Origin of the sequence: Novosphingobium kaempferiae (assembly GCF_021227995.1) — a bacterium.
Lineage (GTDB): Bacteria > Pseudomonadota > Alphaproteobacteria > Sphingomonadales > Sphingomonadaceae > Novosphingobium > Novosphingobium kaempferiae.
On record NZ_CP089301.1, the window covers coordinates 2,986,140 to 3,009,980 of the forward strand.

The 23,841-nt window shown below is 69.0% G+C and carries 20 protein-coding genes; 10 read left to right on the forward strand and 10 right to left on the reverse strand.

Annotated elements, in window-relative coordinates:
• Nucleotide 1: 1 nt before the first annotated feature.
• Nucleotides 2-1,231 (reverse strand): glycosyltransferase family 4 protein, encoded by a 1,230-nt coding sequence (locus LO787_RS13485; RefSeq protein ID WP_232491538.1) that lies wholly within the window; start codon nt 1,229-1,231, stop codon nt 2-4.
• Nucleotides 1,232-1,587: 356 nt separating this feature from the next.
• Between LO787_RS13485 and LO787_RS13490 the strand changes: the two genes are divergently transcribed.
• The 9 genes from LO787_RS13490 (at nt 1,588) to LO787_RS13530 (ending at nt 11,137) form a co-directional block, all read left to right on the forward strand.
• The gene (locus LO787_RS13490) at nt 1,588-3,045 is read left to right on the forward strand and encodes a GMC oxidoreductase (RefSeq protein ID WP_232491539.1); all 1,458 of its coding nucleotides are present in this window, start codon (nt 1,588-1,590) and stop codon (nt 3,043-3,045) included.
• Complete coding sequence (locus LO787_RS13495; RefSeq protein WP_232491540.1) at nt 3,042-3,479, forward strand: hypothetical protein; 438 nt, start codon at nt 3,042-3,044, stop codon at nt 3,477-3,479. Before LO787_RS13490 ends, LO787_RS13495 begins: the two co-directional genes overlap by 4 nt.
• 157 nt (nt 3,480-3,636) lie before the next feature.
• Entirely contained in the window at nt 3,637-3,921 is a 285-nt protein-coding gene (locus LO787_RS13500; protein ID WP_232491541.1) for a hypothetical protein, read from the forward strand.
• Nucleotides 3,922-4,098: 177 nt separating this feature from the next.
• Complete coding sequence (locus LO787_RS13505; protein WP_232491542.1) at nt 4,099-5,433, forward strand: polysaccharide pyruvyl transferase family protein; 1,335 nt, start codon at nt 4,099-4,101, stop codon at nt 5,431-5,433.
• Nucleotides 5,430-6,761, forward strand: coding sequence for a glycosyltransferase family 4 protein (locus LO787_RS13510; RefSeq protein WP_232491543.1), 1,332 nt, complete (start codon nt 5,430-5,432; stop codon nt 6,759-6,761). The genes LO787_RS13505 and LO787_RS13510 overlap by 4 nt, the downstream gene beginning before the upstream one ends.
• A gap of 2 nt (nt 6,762-6,763) precedes the next feature.
• Entirely contained in the window at nt 6,764-7,630 is an 867-nt protein-coding gene (locus LO787_RS13515) for a glycosyltransferase family 2 protein (RefSeq protein ID WP_232491544.1), read from the forward strand.
• Between the two features lie 2 nt (nt 7,631-7,632).
• A complete protein-coding gene (locus tag LO787_RS13520; protein ID WP_232491545.1) occupies nt 7,633-8,724 on the forward strand; it encodes a glycosyltransferase family 4 protein in 1,092 nt (363 codons plus the stop codon).
• Nucleotides 8,721-9,647: a glycosyltransferase family 2 protein gene (locus LO787_RS13525; protein ID WP_232491546.1), complete on the forward strand. Its 927-nt coding sequence runs from the start codon at nt 8,721-8,723 to the stop codon at nt 9,645-9,647. The genes LO787_RS13520 and LO787_RS13525 overlap by 4 nt, the downstream gene beginning before the upstream one ends.
• Nucleotides 9,593-11,137, forward strand: coding sequence for a lipopolysaccharide biosynthesis protein (locus LO787_RS13530; RefSeq protein ID WP_232491547.1), 1,545 nt, complete (start codon nt 9,593-9,595; stop codon nt 11,135-11,137). The genes LO787_RS13525 and LO787_RS13530 overlap by 55 nt, the downstream gene beginning before the upstream one ends.
• 319 nt (nt 11,138-11,456) lie before the next feature.
• On the opposite strand, the gene LO787_RS13535 is transcribed toward LO787_RS13530, so the two are convergent.
• The 9 genes from LO787_RS13535 to LO787_RS13575 all read right to left on the reverse strand — a co-directional run bounded on the left by LO787_RS13535 (nt 11,457) and on the right by LO787_RS13575 (nt 22,736).
• Nucleotides 11,457-12,341 (reverse strand): calcium-binding protein, encoded by an 885-nt coding sequence (locus LO787_RS13535; RefSeq protein WP_232491548.1) that lies wholly within the window; start codon nt 12,339-12,341, stop codon nt 11,457-11,459.
• Between the two features lie 222 nt (nt 12,342-12,563).
• A complete protein-coding gene (locus LO787_RS13540; RefSeq protein WP_232491549.1) occupies nt 12,564-13,784 on the reverse strand; it encodes a cell wall hydrolase in 1,221 nt (406 codons plus the stop codon).
• 137 nt (nt 13,785-13,921) lie between these two features.
• Nucleotides 13,922-15,028: a polysaccharide pyruvyl transferase family protein gene (locus tag LO787_RS13545; RefSeq protein WP_232491550.1), complete on the reverse strand. Its 1,107-nt coding sequence runs from the start codon at nt 15,026-15,028 to the stop codon at nt 13,922-13,924.
• A gap of 26 nt (nt 15,029-15,054) precedes the next feature.
• Nucleotides 15,055-16,008, reverse strand: coding sequence for a phosphoribosyltransferase family protein (locus LO787_RS13550; protein ID WP_232491551.1), 954 nt, complete (start codon nt 16,006-16,008; stop codon nt 15,055-15,057).
• Nucleotides 16,008-17,477: a glycoside hydrolase gene (locus tag LO787_RS13555; protein WP_232491552.1), complete on the reverse strand. Its 1,470-nt coding sequence runs from the start codon at nt 17,475-17,477 to the stop codon at nt 16,008-16,010. The genes LO787_RS13550 and LO787_RS13555 overlap by 1 nt, the downstream gene beginning before the upstream one ends.
• Nucleotides 17,474-18,610: a glycosyltransferase gene (locus tag LO787_RS13560; protein ID WP_232491553.1), complete on the reverse strand. Its 1,137-nt coding sequence runs from the start codon at nt 18,608-18,610 to the stop codon at nt 17,474-17,476. Before LO787_RS13560 ends, LO787_RS13555 begins: the two co-directional genes overlap by 4 nt.
• Nucleotides 18,607-20,748, reverse strand: coding sequence for a GumC family protein (locus LO787_RS13565; RefSeq protein WP_232491554.1), 2,142 nt, complete (start codon nt 20,746-20,748; stop codon nt 18,607-18,609). Before LO787_RS13565 ends, LO787_RS13560 begins: the two co-directional genes overlap by 4 nt.
• A gap of 42 nt (nt 20,749-20,790) precedes the next feature.
• Complete coding sequence (locus tag LO787_RS13570) at nt 20,791-21,999, reverse strand: outer membrane beta-barrel protein (RefSeq protein WP_232491555.1); 1,209 nt, start codon at nt 21,997-21,999, stop codon at nt 20,791-20,793.
• Nucleotides 22,000-22,082: 83 nt separating this feature from the next.
• Entirely contained in the window at nt 22,083-22,736 is a 654-nt protein-coding gene (locus tag LO787_RS13575; protein WP_232491556.1) for a sugar transferase, read from the reverse strand.
• 391 nt (nt 22,737-23,127) lie between these two features.
• Between LO787_RS13575 and LO787_RS13580 the strand changes: the two genes are divergently transcribed.
• Nucleotides 23,128-23,769 carry a polysaccharide biosynthesis/export family protein gene (locus tag LO787_RS13580; RefSeq protein WP_232491557.1) on the forward strand — a complete coding sequence of 214 codons (642 nt, stop codon included), beginning with the start codon at nt 23,128-23,130 and terminating at the stop codon, nt 23,767-23,769.
• Nucleotides 23,770-23,841: the final 72 nt, after the last annotated feature.

Genomic DNA, 23,841 nt, shown 5'->3' on the forward strand with positions numbered 1-23,841 from the left:
CTCAAGCCTGCGTATCCCTCCCCCATCGAGGGGGAGGGGAACTCAGCGTGGCCCGGCTCTCGCCGAGGATCCGAGCGCAGATCGCCTGCGCCTGCGCTTCCCATGAGCGCCGCCCGGACATCGCCTGGCCTGCCGCCACCAGCGCATCGCGCTCGGGGCCCTGCGCCAGCGCGGTGCGGGCGGCGCGCACGATCGAATCGACGCTCATCGGGTCGCAGTAGAGCGCCGCGCGCCCGCAGCGCTCCCACATCGAGGGGATGTTGGACACCACCACCGGGCACCCGAAGTGCGCGGCTTCCAGCGGCGGCAGCGGGCAGGCCTCGTAGAGCGAGGGGAACAGCAGCAGCCGCGCATTTCGGTAGATGCCGGCAAGGCGCGCGCTGTCGTTGATCTGGCCGAGGAAGTGGATGCGATGGGCGACGTCGGCGGGCACTTCGCACCGGGGCTTCTGGAGGATCCCGCCCGAAGCGCCGACGAACACGAAGTCGAGGTCGTCCTCGCGCGCCAGTCGCACGGCGGCGGCCAGCGTGCGCTCGAAGTTCTTGCGGCGCGAGAGCGAGCCCACGTAGAGCCCGTAAGGCTCCGCGATCTCCGGCAGGGCATCCGCGCCCGCGCTGCCGCCGCCGCTCCAGCCGCCGTTGGGCGCGACCGTGATGCGCGGCGCAGCGGCGGGGGAAAGGCGGACGAGCCGCTCCCGCTCGGTCTGCGACACGGTGACGATATGGCGCGCCGCGCGCATCAGCAGCGGCAGCATCCGGCGGTGCGCCATGCGGTAGCTCAGGCGATAGGCGGCGGGATGGTCGAGGAACGAGACGTCATGGATCATCACCGCGACGCGGCTCCATCCGGCCAGCAGCGTCAGCGCCGGGGCACTGTTGCCGAGGCACAGCAGAGTGCCGCCGGTCGCGCGGCGCGGCAGGTCGAGCTGCTCCCACCAGACGCCCCGGCGCGTGCCGACCGTCTCCACGGCGATGTGCCGCAAATTCAGCGGCTGCACCCACTCGCCCCGAGGCACCAGAAGCGTGACGTCGGCCACCAGTTCGCTGCGGTCCAGCATGGTGTCGATGCCGCGCACGATCTCTACCGCGACGCGCTGCACGCCGGTCGCCTGCTGGACGAGGAAGCGGCCGTTGACGAACAGCTGCGGCCTGCGCGGGACGGCGGCGTCCACGGTCGCGCGGTCCTGCACTTCGTCGGGCAGGAGACTGCGAAGCCATGAAGGTTGCGCCACCGTTCGATCCATCCGAGCAGACCACCGTTCCCCGGCCATCATTGCCGGATTGTAAAAGGTAGAAATCAATCGCCGATCCGGGGGCCTACTCCAACCGGTCCATGAGGAGTAATCCCGATTCGTGCGCGCCTCACGGGAACTTCCGCGCAGCGCGGTTTCAGGCGCGCGATCGGGCGGATTATCCAATGGTATTAATCATTCATGCCTGATTGCGGGTGGGCTGGATCGGTGGAAGCAAGGGACCGGGCCACAGCGGCAGATCGCGCGCGTGGCCCCGGGGGGTTCATGCGATGCGACACGCCGCCGATGCCCGCGCCCCGGCGCGCCACATCGTCCGCAGGGGCGGGCGCTAGCGCATGGCTTCGCTCAGGAGCCAGGTACGCGCGGCGGACATCGCGGGCAGGCACTTCGACACGGTGGTGATCGGCTCCGGCTTCGGTTCGGGCTTCTTCCTCCACGAAGCGCTGCGCCATGCCCGCACCGGGCGGGTGCTGGTGCTCGAATGGGGCGACATCCGCAGCCATGCCGACCAGTGGGCCGACGGCCGCCAGACGCACATCGCGCCGGAATCGACGTATGCCAACGAGAGCCCCCGCCCGTGGAACTTCACCATCGGCTTCGGCGGCGGCACCAACTGCTGGTTCGCGCAGACCCCGCGCTTCCATCCGACCGACTTCCGCCTGCGCAGCCTCTACGGCGCCGGGCGCGACTGGCCGTTCGACTATGCCGCGCTGGAGCCGTTCTACTGCGAGGCGGAGGACATCATGGCGATCTCCGGCGACGACGCGATGGGCCGCGTGCTGCCGCGTTCGAAGCCGTTCCCGCAGCCGCCGCACATCCCCTCCACCCCCGACGCCCGGCTGAAGCGCGCGCGGCCGGAGCAGCACTTCGTCATGCCCACCGCCCGCGCCCGACAGGCGACCGAGACGCGCGGGCCGTGCTGCGCCAACCTGCGCTGCTCGCTGTGCCCGGTGGACGCCAAGTTCACCGCCAACAACGGGCTGATGGACGTGTTCCAGCACCCCTCGGTCAGCGTCTGTCCCGGTGCGGAAGTGCTGAGCCTGGAGGCGCAGGGCGGCGCCGTGCGCTCGGTCGTGTTCCGCTCCGGCGGGAAGGAGTACAGCGTCAGCGGCGACCTCTTCGTGCTGGGGGCCAACGCCATCCATTCCCCGGCGATCCTGCTGCGGTCCGGCATCGACCGGGGACCGGTCGGCAGGGGCCTGCACGAAGCCTACGGCATCGAGGTGGAGGTCTTCCTCGACGGGGTGGATAACTTCGACGGCAGCACGATCACCACCGGGCTCGACTACGGCGCCTACGACGGCGCGTTCCGCTCCACCTCCGGCGCGGCGCTGCTCTATTTCGAGAACCGCTGGAAGTTCGGCTTCCGGCCCGAGCCCGGCAGGTGGCGCCAGACCCTGCCCATCGTCATCGTCGTCGAGGACCTGCCGCGCGACAGCGACGCGGTCGTGCTCGCCCCTGACGGCCGGGCGCGCGTGGTCGGCAAGGAGCCGGGGCGCTACGCCCTCGACGGTGCGGACCGGGCGTTCGACCAGTTGCCCGAGATCCTTTCCGCCCTGCCGGTCGAGCGGATCGAGCGGCGGCTGGTCCGCCCCACCGAAAGCCACCTTCAGGGCAGCCTGCGCATGGGCACCGACCCCGCCGACGCCGTGGTGGACGCGGGGCAGGTGCATCACGCCTTCCGCAACCTCGTCGTCGTCGGCTCCAGCGTGTTCCCCACCTGCTCCGCCAGCAATCCCAGCCTCACCGTGGGCGCGATGTCGATCCGCGCCGCAAGGAGCCTCCTCGCATGAGCCGCATCAGCCGCAGGACCGTCCTTGCCGGGATCGGCGTCGCCGGAGTGGCGGGATCGGGCGGGATCGCGCTGTTCATGACGGCGGGCGGTCGCACCGAGGCGATGCGCGCCATCCTCCACCGCCTCGTCGGCCCCTTCACCATGGCCGACGCCGAATTCGCCCGCTTCGCGCAGGATTTCGAGAAGGCGTACCGCGCGATGGGCGCGCTGGAGGCGGACATGCTGCGCTTCTTCGAGACCGCAGGCCCGGTTCGCAACCTGACGCGCCTGCGCCCGGCGGTGGCGGCGCGGCTGGAGAGCTTCGACCGCAAGCTGCTGACCGAGTTCGCTCTCGCCACCGGGCTCACCGGGGCGCCGCCCACGGCGCCGCTCGAATATCGCGGGCTCTTCGCCGCCAACCCCTGCACCAACCCCTTCGCGCACCTCTCCTGACTCCTCGAAAGAGGTAGGAACGGCGGATTTCGGCCCGAAATGATTAGGCTCTTCTTAGCAGTGGCCTCGGATGGCGTAGCTACCGATAAGGCGGTTTGTAGCCGTTAACGCTGAAGGCCGTCGTCGCGGACCCGAGGCAGCAAGGTCGGGGTGTGTCATGAGTGACTCGTCGCGTTCGAACGCCCGAGGGGGCGGAAATCCTCTTGACCCCATCGCGAATGCCCATGACGAGATCGACTATCGGGCCTTCGCTCCGGTATCGCGCCAGCTTGCCGCCAGCTACGCCTGCATCGCCGAGATGGGCTTGCCCGCCAGCGCCGTCGCCGTCGCCATGCTGGGCGCGACGGTCAATTTCTACGAGTGCTTCGGCATGTCGCAGGAACTGCCCTCCACCCTGCGCGCGCTGGCCGACACGCTGGAATTCACCCGGCCGATGTCCTGATCTTCGGGCCTAGTCTGCTGTTATGGCCGGACGCCTGCGCAGCCCCCTACCCATTTCGGAGCCCCCCGTTTGCGCGTCTTCGCCACGGGTCCGCAATTGCATAGCCTTCCGATGATGGCGGGGCGGGTGCCTCCACCCCGCCGGGCGGCCCCGCGCCGACCGATGCAAGGATAGTCGATGGAAGCCGCCCACCACCTGGCACTGCGTCGCGAACCGGGCGAGGCACCGGCTACGCAGCCGGGCATCGCGCCGTTCCGCCCGCAGGAGGCGGCGACGACGACGCACCGGATCGGCATCTTCAACGTCAAGTACAGCCCCAATCTCGGCGACGGGATCATCGCCGAATGCCTTGAAGGCGAGTTGCGCCGCGCCGATCCGCGCGTCGAGCCGGTGTCGATCGACCTCGCCGGGCGCACCGCCTTCGACCCCGCCCACGGCAATAACCGCGCCGCGATGCTGGCGGTGATAGAGCGCCTGCCCGCCCCCCTGCGCGCGCGGATCGTGCCTGCCCTGCTGCTGGCGCTGGTGCGGCTGCGCATGGCCCCGCGCTGGCGCGAGCAGCTGAAGCACTGCGACAGCGTGATCGTCGGCGGCGGAGCGCTGTTCCAGGACGTCGACCAGAACTTCCCGGTCAAGATTTCCGAGGCGCTCAAGCTCGCCAATGCGCGCGGGCTGCCGGTCGCCGTCGCCAGCGTCGGGGTATCCGGGCAATGGTCGCGCGCGGGACGGCGGCGACTGGCCGCGCGCCTGCTCGCGGCGCGGATCGTCAGCCTCTCGGTCCGTGATACCCAATCGGCATCGGCATGGCGCGCGGTCATGGGGACTCTCGGCATTGGTGCGGTCGCCCACGCGCCCGACCCGGGCCTGTTGACCGCGCGGCAGTACGGCCCCGCACCCCGGCCCGACGCCACGGGCCCGCGCGTCGGCATCTGCGTCACCGCGCCCATCGCGCTCCGGCTCCATCACGACGACGGGCACGACGACCGCCAGCTCGAGACATGGATGGTCGCGGTCGCGCGCGAACTTGCCGCGCTCGGCAACGAGGTCATGCTGTTCACCAACGGCAGCCCGGAGGACCGGCTGTTCCGCGACCGCCTGAAGATCGCGCTGGCCGACGATGCCGCGATCCGCTTCGCCCCCGACTTCGCGCGGCCCGGGGAACTGGCGCATACCCTCGCCGGGTTCGACTGCGTGCTGGCGCACCGACTGCACGCCTGCATCGTCGCCTATTCGTACAAGGTGCCGACGGTCGGCTTCGCGTGGGACGGCAAGCTGCGCAGCTTCTTCGAGCAGACCGGGCGCGGCTATTTCGTGATCGACCCGCGCGAGGCGAGCCCGCTCCACGTCGCCGACCTTGCCATGGCGGCGATGGCGCAGGGGATCGACGGGCAGACCCACGCGCACCTGCAGGAGACCGCGAAAGGCGCGATCCATGCGCTGGCGCAGCGGCTGCTTTCGGGCAGAGACCTTGCCGCCACCGAGCAGAAGATCAACGGAGCACGGGCCGGATGATCGAGCGCATCGTCGTCGTCAACGATCTCGCGCAGCCCAAGGGCGGGGCCTCGCAGCTCGCGATGGAATCCGCCGTGCAGTTCGCGCGGCGCGGGCATCGGGTGACGGTGCTGTGCGGATCGACCGGCAACGACGACCTCGCGGACGAAGGGATCGAGGTGGTCGCGCTCGGCCAGGGCCGCCTGCTCGAATCCAATCCGGTGACGACCGCCGTGCGCGGGCTCTACAACCGGCCCGCCGCCAGCATGGTGGCGCGCTGGATCGCCGCCAACGACACGCCGCGCACGGTCTATCACATCCACGGCTGGTCGCAGATCCTCTCCCCCGCGCTGTTCAACGGCATGGTGGCGGTGCGCGGGCGCACGCTGGTCCACGCGCACGACTTCTTCTTCTCCTGCCCGAACGGGGCGATGTTCCACTTCGGCAAGGACGCGCCCTGCCCGGCGAAACCGATGAGCCTGCCCTGCATCGCCTCGGCCTGCGACCGGCGGGGCATGGCCTCGAAGCTGTGGCGCGTCGGGCGGCAGAGCATCCAGAACGCGCTGCTGCGCGACTATCCGCTGCCGCTGCTGCTGATCCACGGCGGCATGGCCCCCTACTTCGCGCGCTCGGGCGTGCTGGCGCGCGACATGGCGGTGCTGCCCAACCCGGTGCGCCCCTTCGTGCCCGACCGCATCGCGGCGGAGCGCAACCGCAGCGTCCTGTTCGTCGGTCGCCTCGAAGCGACCAAGGGGATCGACCTTGCCGCAGAGGCCTGCCGCCGCGCCGGAGTGCGCCTCGTCGCGGTGGGCACCGGCGATCTGGGCGACGACCTCAAGCGCTGCTACCCCGAGATGTCGTGGGTCGGGCGGCACGAGCACGACCGCATCGCCGCCTTCGCGCGCGAGGCCCGCGTCGCCGTCATGCCCAGCCGCCATATCGAACCCTTCGGCCTTGCCGCCGTGGAGGCGCTGTGGAGCGGCCTGCCGGTGGTGACTTCCGCCGATGCCCTGATCGCGCCCGACATCGTGGCGGCAGGCGCGGGGCTGGCCGTGAACCCGCGCGACGCCGACGCCTTCGCGGGCGCGCTCGCCGGCATCTTCGCCGACGATGCGTTGACGCTGGGCATGAGCGAGAACGCGCACCGCCGCACGACCGGCCTCGCGCTGTCGCCCGACCGCTGGCTCGATGCGCTGGAGGCGGCCTACGAAGGCTACCTCGACGGCGGACGCCCCGGCCTCGTCACGGCGGTGCGCCGCAGCGTTGCCGGGACCGGACCGGCCCCGGTCACCACGCTGGCCCCAAGGCTCCGCCCGTTCCGCAACCGCCCGGCCCTGTGGGGAGTGTGAAGATGCGCATCCACGTCGTCTTCGCATCGCTGGGCCGCGCGCCGCTCCTCGCCCGCACGGTGGACCGGCTGGCGGACCAGACCCGGCAACCCGACGGCGTGCTCGTCTCCGCCACCAAGCCCGAGGACGTCGAGGGTATCGGCGGGGGCCGCATGAAGGCAGAGGTCATCCTCGGCGCGAAGGGCCTGTGCCGCCAGCGCAACCACGCGCTGCGCCACCTTGCCGACCGGGCGGACGTCATCGTCTTCTTCGACGACGACTTCGTGCCCCACAACGACTACCTCGCCGTGATCGAGGAGACGCTGGCCTCCGACCCGGGAATCGTCGGTGCGACGGGCGATCTCCTCGCCGACGGCATCCATGGCGACGAGATCCCCTTCGATGATGCCGTTCGGCGCCTCGATGGTCACGTTGGGTGCCGCTCGGTGCCGTTCAGTGCGCGCCGTGCGCTTTACGGATGCAACATGGCGATCCGCCTGAAAGCCGCGGAAAACCTGTGGTTCGACGAGGCGCTGCCGCTCTACGGCTGGCAGGAGGACATCGACTACACTTACCGCCTCGGACGGCGCGGAAGGCTGGTTTCCGGCCCCTGCCTGACCGGCATCCACCTCGGCACCCGCAGCGCCAGAAGCCCCGGAAAACGGCTGGGTTACTCGCAGGTCGCGAACCTCGTCCACCTCTGGCGCAAGGGCACGATGCAGCCCAACCTCGGCCAGCGCCTGCTCCTCCAGAACCTCGCCTCGAACGCGGTCCGCAGCCTGTTTCCCGAGCCCCACATCGACCGCCGCGGCCGCCTGCTGGGCAACCTCATCGCCATCGTCGACCTGCTGCGCGGCAGGATCGACCCGCGCCGCGTGGAGACGATGTGACGATGCTCCAGCCGATCTATTTCAACGGCAAGTTCTACGGCGGCGCGCTCAACGGCGTCCACCGCGTCGCCGACCGGCTGATCCGCGAATGCGACCGGATGCTCGCCCTCGTCCCGCGCGAGGAACGGCCGCCCGCCTACCTCATGACCAGCGCCAGCGCGACCTGGGTGCCGCCGCTGGAGGCCATCGAGCGGCGCGACTACGCCCGCACCGACCAGCTCTGGGAACAGGTCGTCCTCCCCCTCGCCGCGCGCGACGGGGTGCTGGTGAACCTCGCGAACCTCGCCCCGGTGGCCCACCGCAACAAGATCACGATGATCCACGACGTGCAGTTCCTCTTCACCGACTGCGGCTATCCGGCGCGGCAGCGGCTCGGCTACCGCTGGCTCACCCCGCTGCTGGGGCGGTCGAGCAAGGCGACGCTGACGGTGTCGGAATTCTCGCGCCGGATGCTAGACCAGCACGCGATCTCCTTCGCCGACCGGACCCGCGTGATCGCCAACGGCGCCGACCACATCCTCGACGCCGGAGAGGATCACGGCCTGCGCGAGAGGCTGGGGCTGGAACCCGGCAGCTACGCGGTCCTATTCGGCAGCGTGAAGGCCTACAAGAACAACGCCACGCCCTTCGCCGCCTTCGCCTCCGGGGAGACCGGGCCGACGCGGCTGGTGGTGGTGGGGCCGGGGCGCGAGGATCTCCTCGCCGCCGGGCTCACGCCGCCGCAGGATGCGGTGTTCGCCGGGCGGCCGAGCGATGCGGAGCTGAAGGGGCTGCTCAGCGCGGCGCTGGCCATCCTGTTCCCCTCGCGCACCGAAGGCTTCGGGCTGCCGCCGCTGGAGGCGATGCTCTGCGGATGCCCGGTCATCGCGAGCCCGGCGGGCGCGATCCCCGAGGCCTGCGGCGATGCCGCGCTCTACGCCGGGACCGAGCGGCCCGGGGAATGGAGCGAGGCGATCAACCGCCTGCGCACCGACCCGGACCTGCGCGCCGCCAAGATCGCGCAAGGGAAGCGGCAGGCCGCGCGCTTCACCTGGAGCGAGGCGGGCACGCGGCTGATGGACGTCATCCGGCAGGTTGGACAGGAGAAGCGATGATGCAGGCCCCCACCCCCCACCGGCCGCAGGTCGACGTGGTGATCCCGACCTACAACCGCCGTGCGCTGCTGCCCACCGCCATCGCCAGCATCAAGGCGCAGACGCTGCCGGTGACGCGCATCTTCGTGGTCGACGACGGCTCCACCGACGGCACCATCGAATGGCTGCGCGAACTTGCGGCCGAAGACCTCAGCATCGAGTTCATCGAGATGCAGCACGGCGGCGCCAACGTCGCGCGCAACGCCGGGATCGCGCGGGCGCGCTCGGAATGGGTGGCGTTTCTCGATTCCGACGACGCCTGGGAGCCGGACAAGCTGGAGCGCCAGTTCGCCATGCTGGAAGAGCGCCCCAACCTCGTCGGCCTGTTCTGCGGGTTCCGGCTGGTGGGCGTGACGTCCCGCGCGATCCACCGCCCGCGCGACAATCCCTCGCTGCTCGACCTGCGCGGCTCCAACGTGCTGGGCAGCACGTCGGGCGCGGTGATCCGGCGCGACGCGCTGGAGGCGGCGGGCGGCTTCAACCCCGCGCTGCCGAGCTGCCAGGACTGGGACTTGTGGTTCCGCCTGCGCAAGATGGGGCCGATGGGCGTCGCGCGCCTGCCGCTCGTCCTGTTCAACTGCGGCCCGCACGAGCGGATCACCACCAACATGCAGAAGGTCGTCTCCGGCCACCGCGCCATCTTCGTCCACCTCCTCGCCGACGTGGAGAGCGCACGCGAACGCAACATCGTGCTCGCCCAGCACATGCTGACCGAGGCCGACATCAAGCGCCGCTTCGGGGACTATCGCGCCGCGCTGCAACTGGTCGCGCGCTCGGTCATACGGGTGCCGACCAGGCGCGCGCTGGCGATCGCGGTGCGCACCGCGCAATGCATCTGGCGCGACCGGCAGCGCCGCGCGCCTTCTACCGCCAGCCCGGCATGACCAAAGTCGGCGTCGCCCGGGGCGCGGCAGCGCTCAGCGTCACCCGTGTGGTGACGAACATCGCGAACCTCGTCGCGATGGTGGTGCTCGCGCGGCTGCTGACGCCGCAGGACTTCGGCCTCGTCGCGATCTGCACGACGGTGCTCGGCATCCTCGTCGCGCTGACCGAGCTGTCGGTGGGCGCCGCGCTGGTCCAGCGGGCCGAGACGTCGCAGGAGCATGTCGACAGCGCCTGGACCATGTCGCTGGTGCGCGCGGTGCTGATCGCGGTCGGCTTCGCGCTCGCCTCGGTGCCGCTGGCGAAGCTCTACGGCGACATGCGCCTCGCCCCGCTGTTCGTCCTGTCCGGCGTGACCGGCGCGCTGGCGGGGCTCACCAACCCGCTCGTCGCCCTGCGCACCCGGCAGATGAGCTTCCGGCCGATGATCCTCATGCAGGTGGTGCAGAAGCTGGCGACGCTGGCGATCTCGATCGGGCTGGCGCTGTGGCTGCGCAACTACTGGGCGATCGTCGTCGGCAGCGCGATCGGCACCGCGATCTCGACGCTGCTGAGCTATGCTCTCGTCCCCTACCGCCCGCGCTTCACGCTGTCCCGCTCGCGCGATCTCCTCGGCTTTTCGAGCTGGCTGTTCCTCGGCCAGGCGATGAACACGCTGAACTGGCGCTTCGACCAGCTCGTGATCGGCCTGTTCCTGCCGCCCGCGCAGCTTGGTGCCTATTCGATGGCCGACAACGTCGCCGCCATCCCCAGCCGCGAGGCGACGACGCCGCTGATCCAGTCGCTGTTCCCCAGCTTCGCGCGGATGCAGGACGACCGGGCGCGGCTGCGCTCCGCCTACCAGACCGCGCAAGGGGCCATCGGCATCGTCGCGCTGCCCATCGCGGTCGGCTTCATGCTGCTCGCCGAACCCTTCGTGAAACTGGCGCTCGGCCCCAAGTGGTCGGCGACGATCCCGCTGATCGAGGTGATCGGCCTGTGCTACGCGATCCAGACGCTCGTCACCGCATCCCGACCGCTGGCGATGGCCAAGGGCGCGACGCGGGCGCTGTTCGTCCGCGACGTCTGGGGGCTGCTGCTGCGCGTACCCTGCGTCACGCTGGGCATGATCGGCTGGGGGCTGACCGGGCTCGTCTGGGGTCGCTTCCTGAGTGCGCTGATCGGCCTGTTCATCACGTCGGCGCTGGTGCGATCGATGACGGGGCTGTCGAGCCTCGACCAGTTGCTCGCCCATCGCCGGACCATCGCGGCGGTGCTGTGCATGACCGTGGTCGTCGTCGCGACCGACCACCAGTTGCTCGCATGGAGCGCCGGGCCGCTGCTGAGGATCGCCGTCCTCTCCCCGCTGGGCGCGCTGGCCTATACGGCGGCGCTGCACCTGCTGTGGATCGCCAGCGGGCGGTGCGCCGGCGCGGAAGCCGAACTGCTCGGCCTCGCGCGCGGCGCGATCGCGAAGTTCAGGAAGGGCAAGGCCCGTCCTGCCGTAATCTAGAACTTCGTCATGACCTTAAGCATCGGCATAGCCTGAAGCATCGTCATGAACTTTAGCTTCGTCATTGCGAGCGCAGCGAAGCAATCCATGGTTGGCCCCCTATGCTCCATTGAGCCGCTGGATTGCTTCGCTGCGCTCGCAATGACGAAAGGGTGGTTCGAACGATGGTTCAAACCGATGTCATCGCGCCATCAAGCATGCCTGCATCTCATCGACCGTCATTCCCGCGAAGGCGGGAACCCATCTCCTGACGTCACCTGCAGCACCGCCGGAAGATGGATCCCCGCCTTCGCGAGGTGGCGACCGATGTTTCCGTGCCTCAGGCCGTGAGGACCGACCGCAGCGCGGCCACCGCGGGCCTCGGCGACAGGTCGTTGTTGAACAGGCCGAAGTTGGTCATCTCGCTCGTCCCCTTCCACGAGAACAGCTCGTAGATGCTGATCGTGTTGACGTAGGACCGCCCGAGCGCGGTGCGCACGTCGGAGGCGAGCAGGGTCGCCTGCTGGCTGAGGCTGACCGGGGGCGAGGTCACGTTCTTCGAACTGCCGCCGGTCGTGCGGCCCCATTCGGTGATGACACCCTGCGTATGCTTGCCTTCGACGACCTTGGTGCGGAAACCGTCGAGGCGCGAGGCGACGTTGCTCGGCGGGGTCGGGTAGATGTGCGAATTGGAGTAGGTGGTGAACGGCGCCTGCTGCGCCTGCATGAAGTCGTTGCTGGCGATCAGCGGGATCGACCGCAGCACCGGGTCGATCTTGATGGCCGCGTGGAAGTCCTTGATGAAGGCCATCAGCGCCGGGGCATTGCCGGTACGGAAGCCGAGCCGCTTGTCGGTGACGCCGTTGTAGGTCACCGGGTTGAGGTCCGGCTCGTTGGGGAACTCGATGGCCCAGATCGACCCCGGCACGGTGGCGAGGAACGAGCGCAGGTCGCGCAGGGTGACGGCGATGTCGCGCACCGAGAGCGTGAAGCAGAACTTCACCCCGGCGCGCGCGAGGCCGACGTAGGTCGCCCAGCCCGCCGTGCCGCTGTAGGGCTCACGGCACCGCATCTTGCGGACGCCGCCCAGCTTGTCGAGCGCGGACATGATGTTGGCGAGCTTGTAGACGGACTGGGTGTCCTGCGGCCGCCCCTGCACCATGAAGCGCGCGATTTGCGCCGGTCCCGCCTTGGCGACCGCCGGAATCAACGGAGCAGCGGCCATACCAGCGACTAACTGACGGCGAGATAACGCAAATTTTTCTTCAGACAATGCCAATAACTCCGCGTGAGGCATGTTGCTCTGCTCCGCGCTACAATATTGGTCGGACAGGGTCACCGTACCCGAAGGACCGTTCAGGACGCACAGCCCCCTGCATACGGCGACTTGCTTCAGCGATTTCGGCCTTCACTGAATTTATTGAATTTTATTACTGACAAACGATAGTCATTGATGCTCCTGCGCGCGCAGAAGCCGCTGCACCGCGCCGCGATCCGCCGGAAGGCACTGCCGCGCGTCCGGACGGGCGGCGACCGTGCAGTCCCACAGCGCCATTTCCGTGCGCGACGCATGGTTGCGCGTGAAGACGAACGCCGGGCGATCCTGATCGGACAGGGCGCGCACGCGGTTGCTCTCCAGCAGCGCGGGGGAGTTCCAGCCGACCACCGCGCAATCGGTCTTACCAGCGCAGCGGGACATGGCGTCCATCGCCCAGCGGCCTGCGGGAACCGCCGGGTCGACCGCGACCATGATGGCGGAGGAGAGCTGCCGGGCGGGCAAGCTGGACGTCGGCCCGGAGGTCAGTGCTGTCGGATGGGCCGGAACCAGGGCGGGCAAGGGAGACGGCGCGATCGGGCCGGGCTCCGGCGCGGCCTCGCCCCCCTCGCCGAAGATCGCGACGAGTTGCGGCACGACCGGTTCGGGCACGCCGAGCGCGGCCTTCCTGCCCCCGCCCCACGGGAACCGGTAGAAGACATGCGCGCCAACGGTCGCCAGCTTGGCGAGGGTCGGCGCCCAATAAGGATAGACGTAGTCGGCATGGTAATGCGTGGCGTCGCCGACCACGGGGTCCACCGCTCCGTCGAGCGCGGCGGCGGCAAGCGCCCGCGCCCTCCCCCACGCCGCCACGCCGGGCCTGCGCGCAAGGGCGCCGTCGCAGGTGAAGGTGAACTGGCACCCGGTCGAAAGCTCCGACCCCTGAAACACCGCGCCGCAGACGCTCGCGGGGTAGGCGGCATGGCGGATCCGGTTGAGCACGACCTGGATCACGGCGCGCTCTCCGCCCGGATCGTCGCCCGCCTCGTACCACGCGGCGGCGGCAAGGCAGGTCAGCGCCCGCTGCCGGTCCACCTCGGCCCCTGCGAACCGATAGGGCAGGCCCGCGCCCGGCGCGGCATCGATCGCACGCCGCGCATTCATCAGCCGCGCATCGACGGGCGAGATCGCGGGCTCCGTGCTTCCGGGCGCGGTGGCGAACGGCGTGAAGACGCGCGCCGATGCCAGCGTCGAACTCATCGGCAGCGGGATGTGGATGCGATCCGCAGGCAGGGTGTAGGACGAAAGCAGCGCCGCGACGACGATCGCGGCGGGCCCGCGCGCCACCCCCAGCGGTCCGGACCACGCTGGTCGCCCGACCGGGGCCGGGATCGAGTCGACGAGATCGTACACCCCACTGTGATGCCTCTCACGGCGGCATGGTGACAGGACGCAACCGGGCTAGCGCAGGCGCGCGCGGAGTACCTCTTCGGAGGTGTTCTGGCGGGGTTAGGTGCCGCCAGGTGCGTCTAGGTTCCGTTAAGTACCGCTCAGGCAAGGTTCAGTGCAGCCCTTGCGGCCAGTTCCTCCCTCACCCTGCCGCGCCGTTCGCGGTCGAATGCAAGCGCCGCCGCCACCTCTTCCGCGACGCCGGCGGCAGCCTCGCGGGAGATCACGGGAATGGCGAAACGGTCCGCAACGACGCGGACTTTGGCGGTTCCGTCATCGATGGCAAGCGCCGGTGCCTCGGCCAGAATCGCGAAGATCAGGGCGTGCAGGCGATTGGTCACGACGAGGGCGGCATTGCGGTAAAGCTCGGTCAGTTCGCCCAGCTCGAAGCTGTCGAAAACCCGCAGATTCCAGCCATTCCACCTCTCCTCAAGGCGCGCCGCCGCCGCCTTGTCCATGGACTTGCGCGGGTCATGGCAGGCGATGGCGATCTGCGCATCGGGCAGGAACGCCAGCGCCGCCTCCACCGCCGCATCGAGCCCCGGCCCATCGAGCGAACGCCCCTCGCTCCCGTCCATGCAGGGCGCCACGACCACCCATCTGCGCTCCTCTACGGGCGGCAGGACAGCCTGCGGCCCCGGCGTCGGCAGGAACACCATGTCCGCATGCACCGCCACCGCCTTGCCCGGCAGCAACAGCCCCACATTGCGCGCCGAAGCCTCATCCCGCACGTTGACCACCGCGCAACGGCGCAGCACCGCCCGCCACAGCCACCGGCGCAAGCGGGACCGGATCACGCTCACGCCCAGCCCCCGCGTCACCAGCTGGCCGCCTCCCAGCCGCGCGCTGACCGTGGCTAAAAGCAGTCCTGCCAGCGACGCGATCGAGACGTTGTCACGCACCAGCTGCCCGCCGCCGAACACCAGTTCCTTGCCGAAAGTCCGGCCCGCAAACACCAGAATCCGCCGGCCGGGCACCAGTTCGCCGCCCGCCTCCTCGACCTGCCGGACGATGGCCGGAGGCAATGCCGCCCACCGCCGCACCACCCCGCCCCGCCCCTGCGTCAGCGCCAGATTCTGGAGCAAGAGCTTGAGATCGCCGAGATTATGGAGGTCTCCGCAGACGAAGACCTGCCGCCGCGGCGCCACTGCCGCCACGCTCGCCGGTCCCGTGTTCGAGATGCCATCCCGAACCTGCTGAAACGTCACCGCATCGCTCCTCGCCAACTATCGCATCACGAACGAACCGCCTGCCCGGACTGCAACATCCGCGCCACGGCCCGGCCCACTTTCGCCCGCATTCTCGACGGGGCCAGCTTGTGCCCGATCGCCCGGGGATTGAGCGCACTGGGCACGATCATCTGCGGCCCCTGCAGGCTCAGCACCGGCTTGCCTGACAGCCGCGCGATGTCCCGCGCCTGATGGAGTTCGCTTTCGACGAACAGATCCTGCCCGGATTCGCGATAGACTCCGGCCTTGAAGCTGGCGTGCGCCCCCAGCCGTCGCCGCGTCTCCGCGTCCGGCAGGTCGAGCATGCGCAATTCCCGATAGCGGATGCCCTGCCGCGCCAGCCAGTCCTCGGTCGGGCGGCGATATTTCTCCAGACGGCTGGTCACGAGCATCGCGATCTCACGGCGCGGGCGGTGCAGAACCGTCGCGGTCTGGAGAAAGTCGAGGTAGCGCGCGCCGTCGTCGTTCTGCGCCTCGGTCGGATCGACGCAGAGGACGCCGTCGATGTCGAAGCATGCCCGCGAGACGAGCGGATGGTGCAATACGTTCCATTCGAACACGCGCGGTTCCGGGACTCTCGCGCAGATGAAATCCACGGCCGTCGTTTCCCGTGTCGGCCCGTAGACCGCCGCAAACGTCAGGCGGCAGTCGAGGTGCGCCAGCTTCGCCCGCGCCTCGCGCATGGAAGTGCCGGTGAGGCAGCTGTCGTCGATGACCAGCGCATGGGCAAAGCCGCTGCGGCCTTCGGCTCCTTCCCGCCGGGTATGGCCCGCGTTGAGGATGCGCCCTTCGGCGAACCCGTCGATATCGGCCAGCGGCAGGTTGCGGGCGAGCGCGATCATCGAGGCGGGCAACATGCCGCTACGGGGGATGCCCACCACGATATCGATGTCGTGCGGCAGGCGACCCAGCGCAGCCCATACGTCCCGATAGAGGTCGCTGATAGAACGAAAATGCATTACCCGGCGCTCCCCGGCGATACTGCTGAAGGCATTCCCTGCGGCGGCACCCCGGAGAGGCCGCGACTGACGATCAGCGCGAACTCGGGACGTACCCGGCTGCGCGGCAGCATTGCGCGCAACGCCAGCGCAGCGCCTGCGAAGATGGCGAAGTTGGTGCCCGGGTGGCTGTTCGGCGAGGAAATCGCGGCGGGGACCAGGATGATGAGCGCACTCACCGCGCAGGCGCGCATCACGGACGAGACGGCATCGCGCCCGTCATCGCTTCCCGCTCCGATGGAGCGCGCGACATGGATCAGGTAGCCGCCGAATGTGACCACCCCGATCACGCCCATGGTGCCGAGGATCGCGGTGAACAGGCTCGAAGAGCGGAAGCTGCCCGGCCCGACGCCCAGTCCCGCAGAAGCAGTGAAGGCGCTGAAGCCCTGCATCGCCCAGAAAAGGCGCTGCTGGCCGGATTCGCTCTGTCCCTTCTCGACCGTCATGTGGAGGACCATGTCCCCGACTTTCGCGGCGACGCCGGGCAATGTAGCCAGCGCGATCGCCGCCAGCACGGTCATCGCGAAGACTGCAACCCCGGCCTGCCGCAACCGCAGCGGTTCGCCGCTGCCGGGCGCCAGCAGGGCCCGCGCGAAGAAGAACAGGGCGTAGCAGGCCAGTCCGACATAGGCGGTGCTCGAAGTGCTGATGCACAGCACGCCGCCCAGCAGCAGCGCTGCGGCGCCGGTGTGCCGCGCCCAGACCGAGCGATACCAGCACTCGCAGTTGAACACGAACCACGCGAGGCCGAACGAGGCCCAGCCCGACGCTTCGGGGAAGAAGCCGTCGATGCGGTTGAAGCCCTGGTAGCTCTGGTCGAGTTGCGCGTAAGTGCCGTTGCGGAACGCGGCGAAGATGCCGCCGATCGGCGTTCCCTTGGTCTGGGCCGCGATCAGGCCGCTCAGCGCGTGGAACCAGGCGATGACGACGCCGCCCTTCACCAGCGCCTCGAGCCCGCCTTTCGTGCGCACCGCGACATAAGTGCCCAGCGTGATGAGCAGCGCGCCCAGCAGGTACACGGCGGCCGTGATGTTCTGCGCCGTGGGCTTGAGCGGAACGGTGTCGAAGAGGCTGCGCGCATCGTCGAACCGCATCGGCGCGACGTCGATGTCTCCAGCAAAGATGCGCGGCGCGGCGAAGGCGGCGACCATGCCGTAGAGCGTGAACAGGACCAGCAGGAAGTTGTCCTTCACGCCCTCCGTCCAGATCGAGAAGAACCCGCCTTTCGGCATCATCAGCCGCAGGTAAACGAAGACCAGCGCAAACTGGATCGGCGGAATCGAGCTGTTTCCGAGCGCGGGAACGGTCAGCGCCGCCGCACCGCCGAACAGGCCGGAGACCATCAGGAACACCAGCATCGCCGCCATCGAGCGGAATAACAGAACTGAACCTACGACGAGCTGAAACAGCCCGAGAAGGGTGAAACTCATGCCTGCCCCACCGCGGAAAGGATCCTGGCGTCGAAATGCTCGGGCGCGAAGAGGTTGGACTGCGCGACCGCGCGGCGCGGGTCGAATTCGGGCAGCCAGCGTTCGAAGCGCGCGATGCCCTCGGCCAGCGAATCGACCGTCTGCTGATCGAAGAACAGGCCGGTCTCGCCGGGGATCACGCTGTCGAGCACCCCGCCACGTCCGTAGGCGAGCACCGGGCGGCCCGAGGCCATGGCCTCCACCGGAACGATGCCGAAGTCCTCCTCCGCCGTGAACACCAGCCCGCGCGCGCGCGCATAGGCCTGCCGCAGGTCGTTGAAGCCGAGGCGGGTGACGAAGCGGATGTTCGGCCCGGCCATCTTCCGCAGCTTGCCGAGCATCCCGCCGTCGCCCACCATCAGCAGTGGCTGACCGGTGCGGGTGAAGGCCTCGACCACGAGGTCGGGGCGCTTGTAGGGGACCATCTGCCCGACCCAGAGGTAATGGTCGTCCACGTCGAGGCTGGGCGTGAACAGGCGGGTTTCCACCGGGGGGTGGATCACTTCCGCCTCGCGCCGCCAATACTTGCGCACGCGGTCGCGGATGAAGCTGCTGTTCGCCGCGATCGTGTCCACGCGGGCGCTGGACGACATGTCCCACTGCCGCATCCGGTGATAGATCAGCGGCATCGCCGCCCGCGCGATCGGGTTCGCATCCTTGCGGTAGAGGTGGTAGTGATCCCACAGATACCGCATGGGTGAATGGCAGTAGCACAGGTGCTGCGCGTGCGGGCTGGTGATGACGCCCTTGGCCGGCCCGCTCTCGCTGCTGATGACGAGATCGTAGGCCGACAGGTCCAGCGCTTCGAGCGCCATCGGCATGAACGGCAGGTAGTACTGGTAGAACCGCTTGGAGAACGGCAGCCCGTCGATCCAGGTCGTCGTGACCTTGGCCTTGCGGATTCTCTCCGACATCTTGCTGTCGTCGTAGACGTGGGTGAACACGTCGGCGCCCGGAAACAGTCCGAGCAGGCGCTCAAGCACCCGCTCGCCGCCGCGCATCGACACCAGCCAGTAATGGACGATGGCGACGCGCGGCTCGCTGAAGCGGCCGTGCCGTCTTGCGGTGGGCGTGCCTGCCATCATCAGGTTCATGCGTAGTAGCCCTTGTACTGGCGGTAGAAGTACGCCGGGTCGCTGTGGCCGAAGAGGCGGCGGCGGCGCAGGTCCATGCGGTTGATGGCGATGCCCACGACGTTGACGGTCTCACGCGGGAGCATCAGCAGCGCCGAGCGGGCCGCGCCGCGCATCGTCTTGCGCCAGCGCACGACGAGGACGGTGGCGTCGGCCATCCCGGCGATGGAGCGCCCGGCGGCGATCGGCAGGACCGGCGGCAGGTCGAGCACGACATGCTCGAAGCACGCGCGCAGTTCCTGCAGGAGCCGGGCGAAGGTCTCGCCGGTCAGCAGGGTCTCGGTGTCGCTGTCCGAGGGGCGGATCGGCAGCACGCAGAGCCCGGATTCCCCGGTGACGAGCGCTTCCGCCAGCGTCGCCTTGCCTTCCAGCACGTCGATCAGGCCGGGATGCTCGGGCGCGAGGCGCAGGAGGCGGCTGACCCCGCGGCCCCTGAGGTCGCAGTCGACGAGGAGCGTGGTGCGGCCGCTGACCGCCAGGGTCTGCGCGAAGCAGGACGAAACGGTGGTCTTGCCCTCCTTCGGCAGCGCCGAAGTGACCGCGATCACCTGCGTCGGGCCGTAGACCGCCTGTTCGATGGAGGTACGCAGCGAGCGGAACGATTCGGCGAAGGCCGATCGCGGCTCCTGCGTGATCGCCGGAACCTCGCGCCGGGCCTTGCGGCTGACCGACGACAGCAGCGGGATAGCGCCCAGATAGCGTGAGCCCAAGCCGTATTCCACCTCGTCCGCCGTCGACACCCCGCGGAACAGCGATTCCGCCACGTAAGCCGCCGCCAGCCCCGCGCCGAGGCCGATCACCAGCGCCAGCAGCATGTTCATCGGCACGTTGGGAGAACTGGGGAGAAGGGGTACTTCGGCAAGGGAAAGCACCCGGGCATTGGGGCGCTGGGTGCCGTCCTGCGCAATCAGCTGCTTGTAGCTGTTGAGGTAGCTTTCATAGAGCAACTGCGACGACTGCGCTGACCGCTCCAGTTCGTCGAGCCCGACCATCGCCGCATTGTTGCGCGCAAGGTTCCCGCGCGCCGCGCCAAGGCTCTCGGTCAGAGAGCCGAGGCGCTGGTTGGCGACGTCGCGCTGCGCCTGGAGGTTCGACATGATGCGCGCGATCTCGCTCTGGATGTTGCGCTTCACTTCGGCGAGTTCGCTTTGAGCGCGCACCAGCTGCGGATGGTTGGCGCCGTAGCGGGCCTGAAGGTTGGCCACTTCGCCGCCGACCTGCGATTCGCGGGCGCGCAGTCCGCCGATCACGCTTGAGCCGAGCGCCTCGCCCACGTCGTCGCCCGCCGAGCCCGACTGCAACTGCGCCTGCGCCGTGGAGAGGCGCGCCTGGCTTTCCGCCGCCTCGGCGCGAGCGCGGGTGACTTCCTGGTTGTAGCTGGAAATCTCCTGCTCGGTCAGCGACGCGCCGGAAGTGCTGAGGAGCCCGTTGGCGATGCGATAGCGCTGCAGCCGCTCGGTATCGGCGTGGGCCTGCTGGCGCAGTTCTTCAAGCCGGGGCGCGACGAGCTTGGTGGTCTCCCGGTTGCTCTCGCGAGAGGACTGCACCTCGATCTGGGTGAACTGCTGGGCGTACATGTTGGCGCCCTTGGCCGCCCCCTGCCCGTCCGCGCCTTCGAAGATGATCTTGAGTGCGTAGCTCTCGCCGCTGCGCACCGCCGAGACGTTGGACTGGAACTCCGTGACGATCTGCGCCTGCTCGGCGCTTGACTTGCCGTCCAGCGCGCCCAGCGCCGAAGCCACACGCTGCGCGAGATCGCGTGACTGGATGATCTCGACCTGCGTGTCGACATAGGCGCTGTTCGGCGACGGACCGGCCTGGCGCCCTGCGGTCGACCCCTCCGCCGGTTCCTCGGGCGGCGCCTGAAGGCTCACCATGGCCTCGGCGGTGTATTCGGTCGGGGTCGTGTAGGTGATGAGCGCACCCACTGCCAGCGCGGCCCCCGTAACCAGCGCGATCAGCCCCGAGCGCCGCTGGAAGAAGGCCAGCGATTCGCCGAGGTCCACGCGGCTCGACGGCAGCATCAGCGCCTGGCCGGGAGAGGTCGCGATGTCGCGCGGGTCCGGGCCGGCGCTGATGATTTGATGTGAACTGTTCATGGTCTACTCCTGCCCTTCCGGACCAATCGATCGGCTCACGCCTCAGATCGCGAAACTCACTCCAAGCCGCACCGCGGCGCCGTCGTATTCCCTGGGATTGATGCCCGACCCGCGCTGCGTGCGGCCGCTGACGCCAACGAAGGCGGCAAGTCCGCGGGCGACCTGATGGCGCACCGTCGCTTCCGCGAAGAGCCGCGATTCGCGCCGGTCGAACCCGTCGTAGCTGTTGCGCAGGAACCCGGCCTCCAGCCCGATCAGGGTTCGGCTGCCCACGGCGATCGCGGCGCTGCCGGTGATGGTGGACTGCAGCACCGCCGCGCCCACCGCGAGCGGGCTGCGCTCTACCGTGCGTTCGGCCCGCAACGCGAAGCGGGTGCGGGTGGTCGGCGTCCACTGGACGAGCGCGTGGTAGTCCACCGCGCTGATGTCCGGCCGGGTCGGACTGCGGGTGTTCTGCTTGACGTAGCCCACCCCCGCCTCGACCGTGACGAGATCGGTCACTTGGTAGCTTGCGCCGCCGAGTATCGAGAAGCCCTTCGAATTGCGGTCCCGGCCCAGATCGTAGTCGAGCCGCGTGCCGGTCGCGCGGGCGAACAGGCCGAGACGGGACGAACGGTTGTAGTCGATCCGGAAGGAAACCGCGTCGCGCCGCACGTCGCGGAACGACTGGTCGACCGCAAGGCCGCCCTGCCGCGCGTCGTTGTAGCTGAGCTTGCGCGTGCTCACGCCCGCCTGCCATTCGATGACGCCGCCCATGCGCGAAAGGCGGGTGCCGACGGAGAATTCGTCGTAGGAAACCGGCCGGTCGGTGAAGAACTGGTCGCCGAACGTGCCGCGCCGCTCGATCCGGCGCGCCGCGCCGACATCGGTGGTCAGGACGTAACGGCTGGCGAAATCCAGCCGCCCGGTCGCCTGCACCGCCCACTGGTTGCTGTTCTCCTCGGGCGTGTCGAAGTAGCGCCGCCCCTCGGCAGCCGCGTCGATGCGCAGGGCGTGGCGGGAGAAATTGCTGTCCAGCCGCACGCCGGGGCGCAGCACGGCCACGGTATCATCGCGCGCGTTGGGCTGGTTGTAGATGTTGCTGTCCTGCCGCAGATCGAAGTTCACGCGCGGCAGCAGGGTAAACGATCCGAGCGGCAGGCCCTTGGGCTTTTCGCTGTCGATGAGGGCCTCGGGCACGCCGACCGCATAGTCCTGCGCCCATGCCGCACCGGGGGCGAACAGGTGGATGACCGGACCGGCGAACCACAAGGCCGAAGCCCGGCACCGGGACCACGCTCCCTGCCGGACCCGCACCCTCGCGGCGCGATGCCTGCGCCTGGACGGCCCGCCTGTCAGCACGAACCGCGCCCTGTCGCCACGGCGGGAATGGTCGCCGCGAGGATCATCGCATCGAAGCCGAGGGTGCGGGCGCGGGCATACTTGATGTCGGCGGCGATGCGGCGACGGTAGGTCACGCTGGACCGGCCCGAGACCTGCCACAGCCCCGTCAGGCCGGGACGCAGGGCGTAGTAGTGGTGGATGTACCGGCCATAGCGGGGCACTTCGGCCGCCACGATCGGGCGCGGGCCGACGATGCTCATCTCGCCACGCACGACGTTGAACAGCTGCGGCAGTTCGTCGAGGCTGGTCATGCGCAGGATCCTGCCGACGCGCGTGACGCGCGGGTCAGCCGGCAGCTTGTGGTCCCGGTCCCACGTCTCGCGCAGTTCCGGGTTGTCCCGCAGGATACCCGCCAACTGCTTCTCCGCATCGACCTGCATCGATCGGAACTTGAAGCACGGAAAGCACTTGCCTTTTCGCCCGACCCGTCGCTGCACGAAGATGATCGGCCCCGGATCGTCCAGCCAGATCGCCGCAGCTATCAGGAGGAAGACGGGCAGGAAGCCGATGATGAGCAAGGCCGCGAGGACAGTGTCGATGGGCCGCGCAAGGGCATGGTCGGGTCCGGCAAGCTCGCCCCAGCAGTCCCAGCGGGACCGACTCACGATCGCGATCGGCGCCGGACGAAAGGCCCCGGCAGCAGGCGCTGCATCCCGCTCGGGCAGCAGGGAATAGGAGAGGGATGCCTGCCTTCGGGCCTGCACTCCGATCGAGTTCCCGTACATAGAGACCGCCTTCTCTGCTTCGGTATCCGTTGGCCGGTTCGCGCTGCAATGCGGAACAACGGTCAACTGATTGACTAAGCTTAGAGTGAAGGCATCGATGCTCGACTCGCAAACGGGCATAAGACTTAGGGCCGCTTACCTCTTTCGAGTTAGCCCCCGAAATGCCCTGCTTTTTCCGCCCCTCAAAAGAGTGATGGTGCTCAAATTGTACATGAATAGGATCGCTGCATGCCTTGGAGCATCGGTTCCGGCGTCTCACCAGGAGGGTAACTTGATCCGATCAACGCATAGTCTTGGGGGCGACAGGCCGGTCTCGGCGTCCGTTCCCGCCATCGCCCGCCGCGCGTGCATCGCAGCATGCGGCGTCCTTTCGCTGGCCCTGTTGCCCGGCTGCGCGACGCAGGATTATCCCGGCGTCAGCGTCTCCGAAGCCAACACCCGCGCGCCCGAGGCCCTGCGCCTCCAGCCCGGCGACAAGCTTCGCGTCACCGTCTATGACGAGCCCAGCCTCACCGGCGAATACGAAGTGGGCGCCAGCGGTTCGGTGACGATGCCGCTGATCGCGGACGTCACGGCGGCCAACACCAGTCCGCAGCAGATGGCCGACGCCGTCGCCGCCAAGCTGAGCCAGGGCGGCTACGTCCTCAACCCGCGCGTCGCGGTAGACGTGCTGGCCTATCGCCCCTTCTACATTCTGGGGGAGGTCAACAAGCCGGGCGAATATACCTACGCGGGCGAAATCTCGCTTCTGCAGGCGATCGCCAAGGCCGGCGGCTTCACCGCGCGCGCCAACAAGGGCGATGTCGTCGTGCAGCGCAAGGTCTGGGGCGGCGGACGCAAGGTGCCGCTGGGCGACCCCGGCCTCATCATCATGCCGGGCGATACGATCACCGTGAGGGAATCCCTGCTTTGAAAATGGATGGGCGGGCTCGATTCATCCGATGGGAAAGTCCGCTCAACCCCATTATGGAACTGCATGCTGAAA

Excerpts from the sequence above, each read along its gene's own strand:
- LO787_RS13490 (WP_232491539.1), top strand. The coding sequence starts at position 1,588 with ATGGCTTCGCTCAGGAGCCAGGTACGCGCGGCGGACATCGCGGGCAGG.
- LO787_RS13495 (WP_232491540.1), top strand. The coding sequence starts at position 3,042 with ATGAGCCGCATCAGCCGCAGGACCGTCCTTGCCGGGATCGGCGTCGCC.
- LO787_RS13500 (WP_232491541.1), top strand. The coding sequence starts at position 3,637 with ATGAGTGACTCGTCGCGTTCGAACGCCCGAGGGGGCGGAAATCCTCTT.
- LO787_RS13505 (WP_232491542.1), top strand. The coding sequence starts at position 4,099 with ATGGAAGCCGCCCACCACCTGGCACTGCGTCGCGAACCGGGCGAGGCA.
- LO787_RS13510 (WP_232491543.1), top strand. The coding sequence starts at position 5,430 with ATGATCGAGCGCATCGTCGTCGTCAACGATCTCGCGCAGCCCAAGGGC.
- LO787_RS13515 (WP_232491544.1), top strand. The coding sequence starts at position 6,764 with ATGCGCATCCACGTCGTCTTCGCATCGCTGGGCCGCGCGCCGCTCCTC.
- LO787_RS13520 (WP_232491545.1), top strand. The coding sequence starts at position 7,633 with ATGCTCCAGCCGATCTATTTCAACGGCAAGTTCTACGGCGGCGCGCTC.
- LO787_RS13525 (WP_232491546.1), top strand. The coding sequence starts at position 8,721 with ATGATGCAGGCCCCCACCCCCCACCGGCCGCAGGTCGACGTGGTGATC.
- LO787_RS13530 (WP_232491547.1), top strand. The coding sequence starts at position 9,593 with ATGCATCTGGCGCGACCGGCAGCGCCGCGCGCCTTCTACCGCCAGCCC.
- LO787_RS13535 (WP_232491548.1), bottom strand. The coding sequence starts at position 12,341 with ATGGCCGCTGCTCCGTTGATTCCGGCGGTCGCCAAGGCGGGACCGGCG.
- LO787_RS13550 (WP_232491551.1), bottom strand. The coding sequence starts at position 16,008 with ATGCATTTTCGTTCTATCAGCGACCTCTATCGGGACGTATGGGCTGCG.
- LO787_RS13555 (WP_232491552.1), bottom strand. The coding sequence starts at position 17,477 with ATGAGTTTCACCCTTCTCGGGCTGTTTCAGCTCGTCGTAGGTTCAGTT.
- LO787_RS13560 (WP_232491553.1), bottom strand. The coding sequence starts at position 18,610 with ATGAACCTGATGATGGCAGGCACGCCCACCGCAAGACGGCACGGCCGC.
- LO787_RS13565 (WP_232491554.1), bottom strand. The coding sequence starts at position 20,748 with ATGAACAGTTCACATCAAATCATCAGCGCCGGCCCGGACCCGCGCGAC.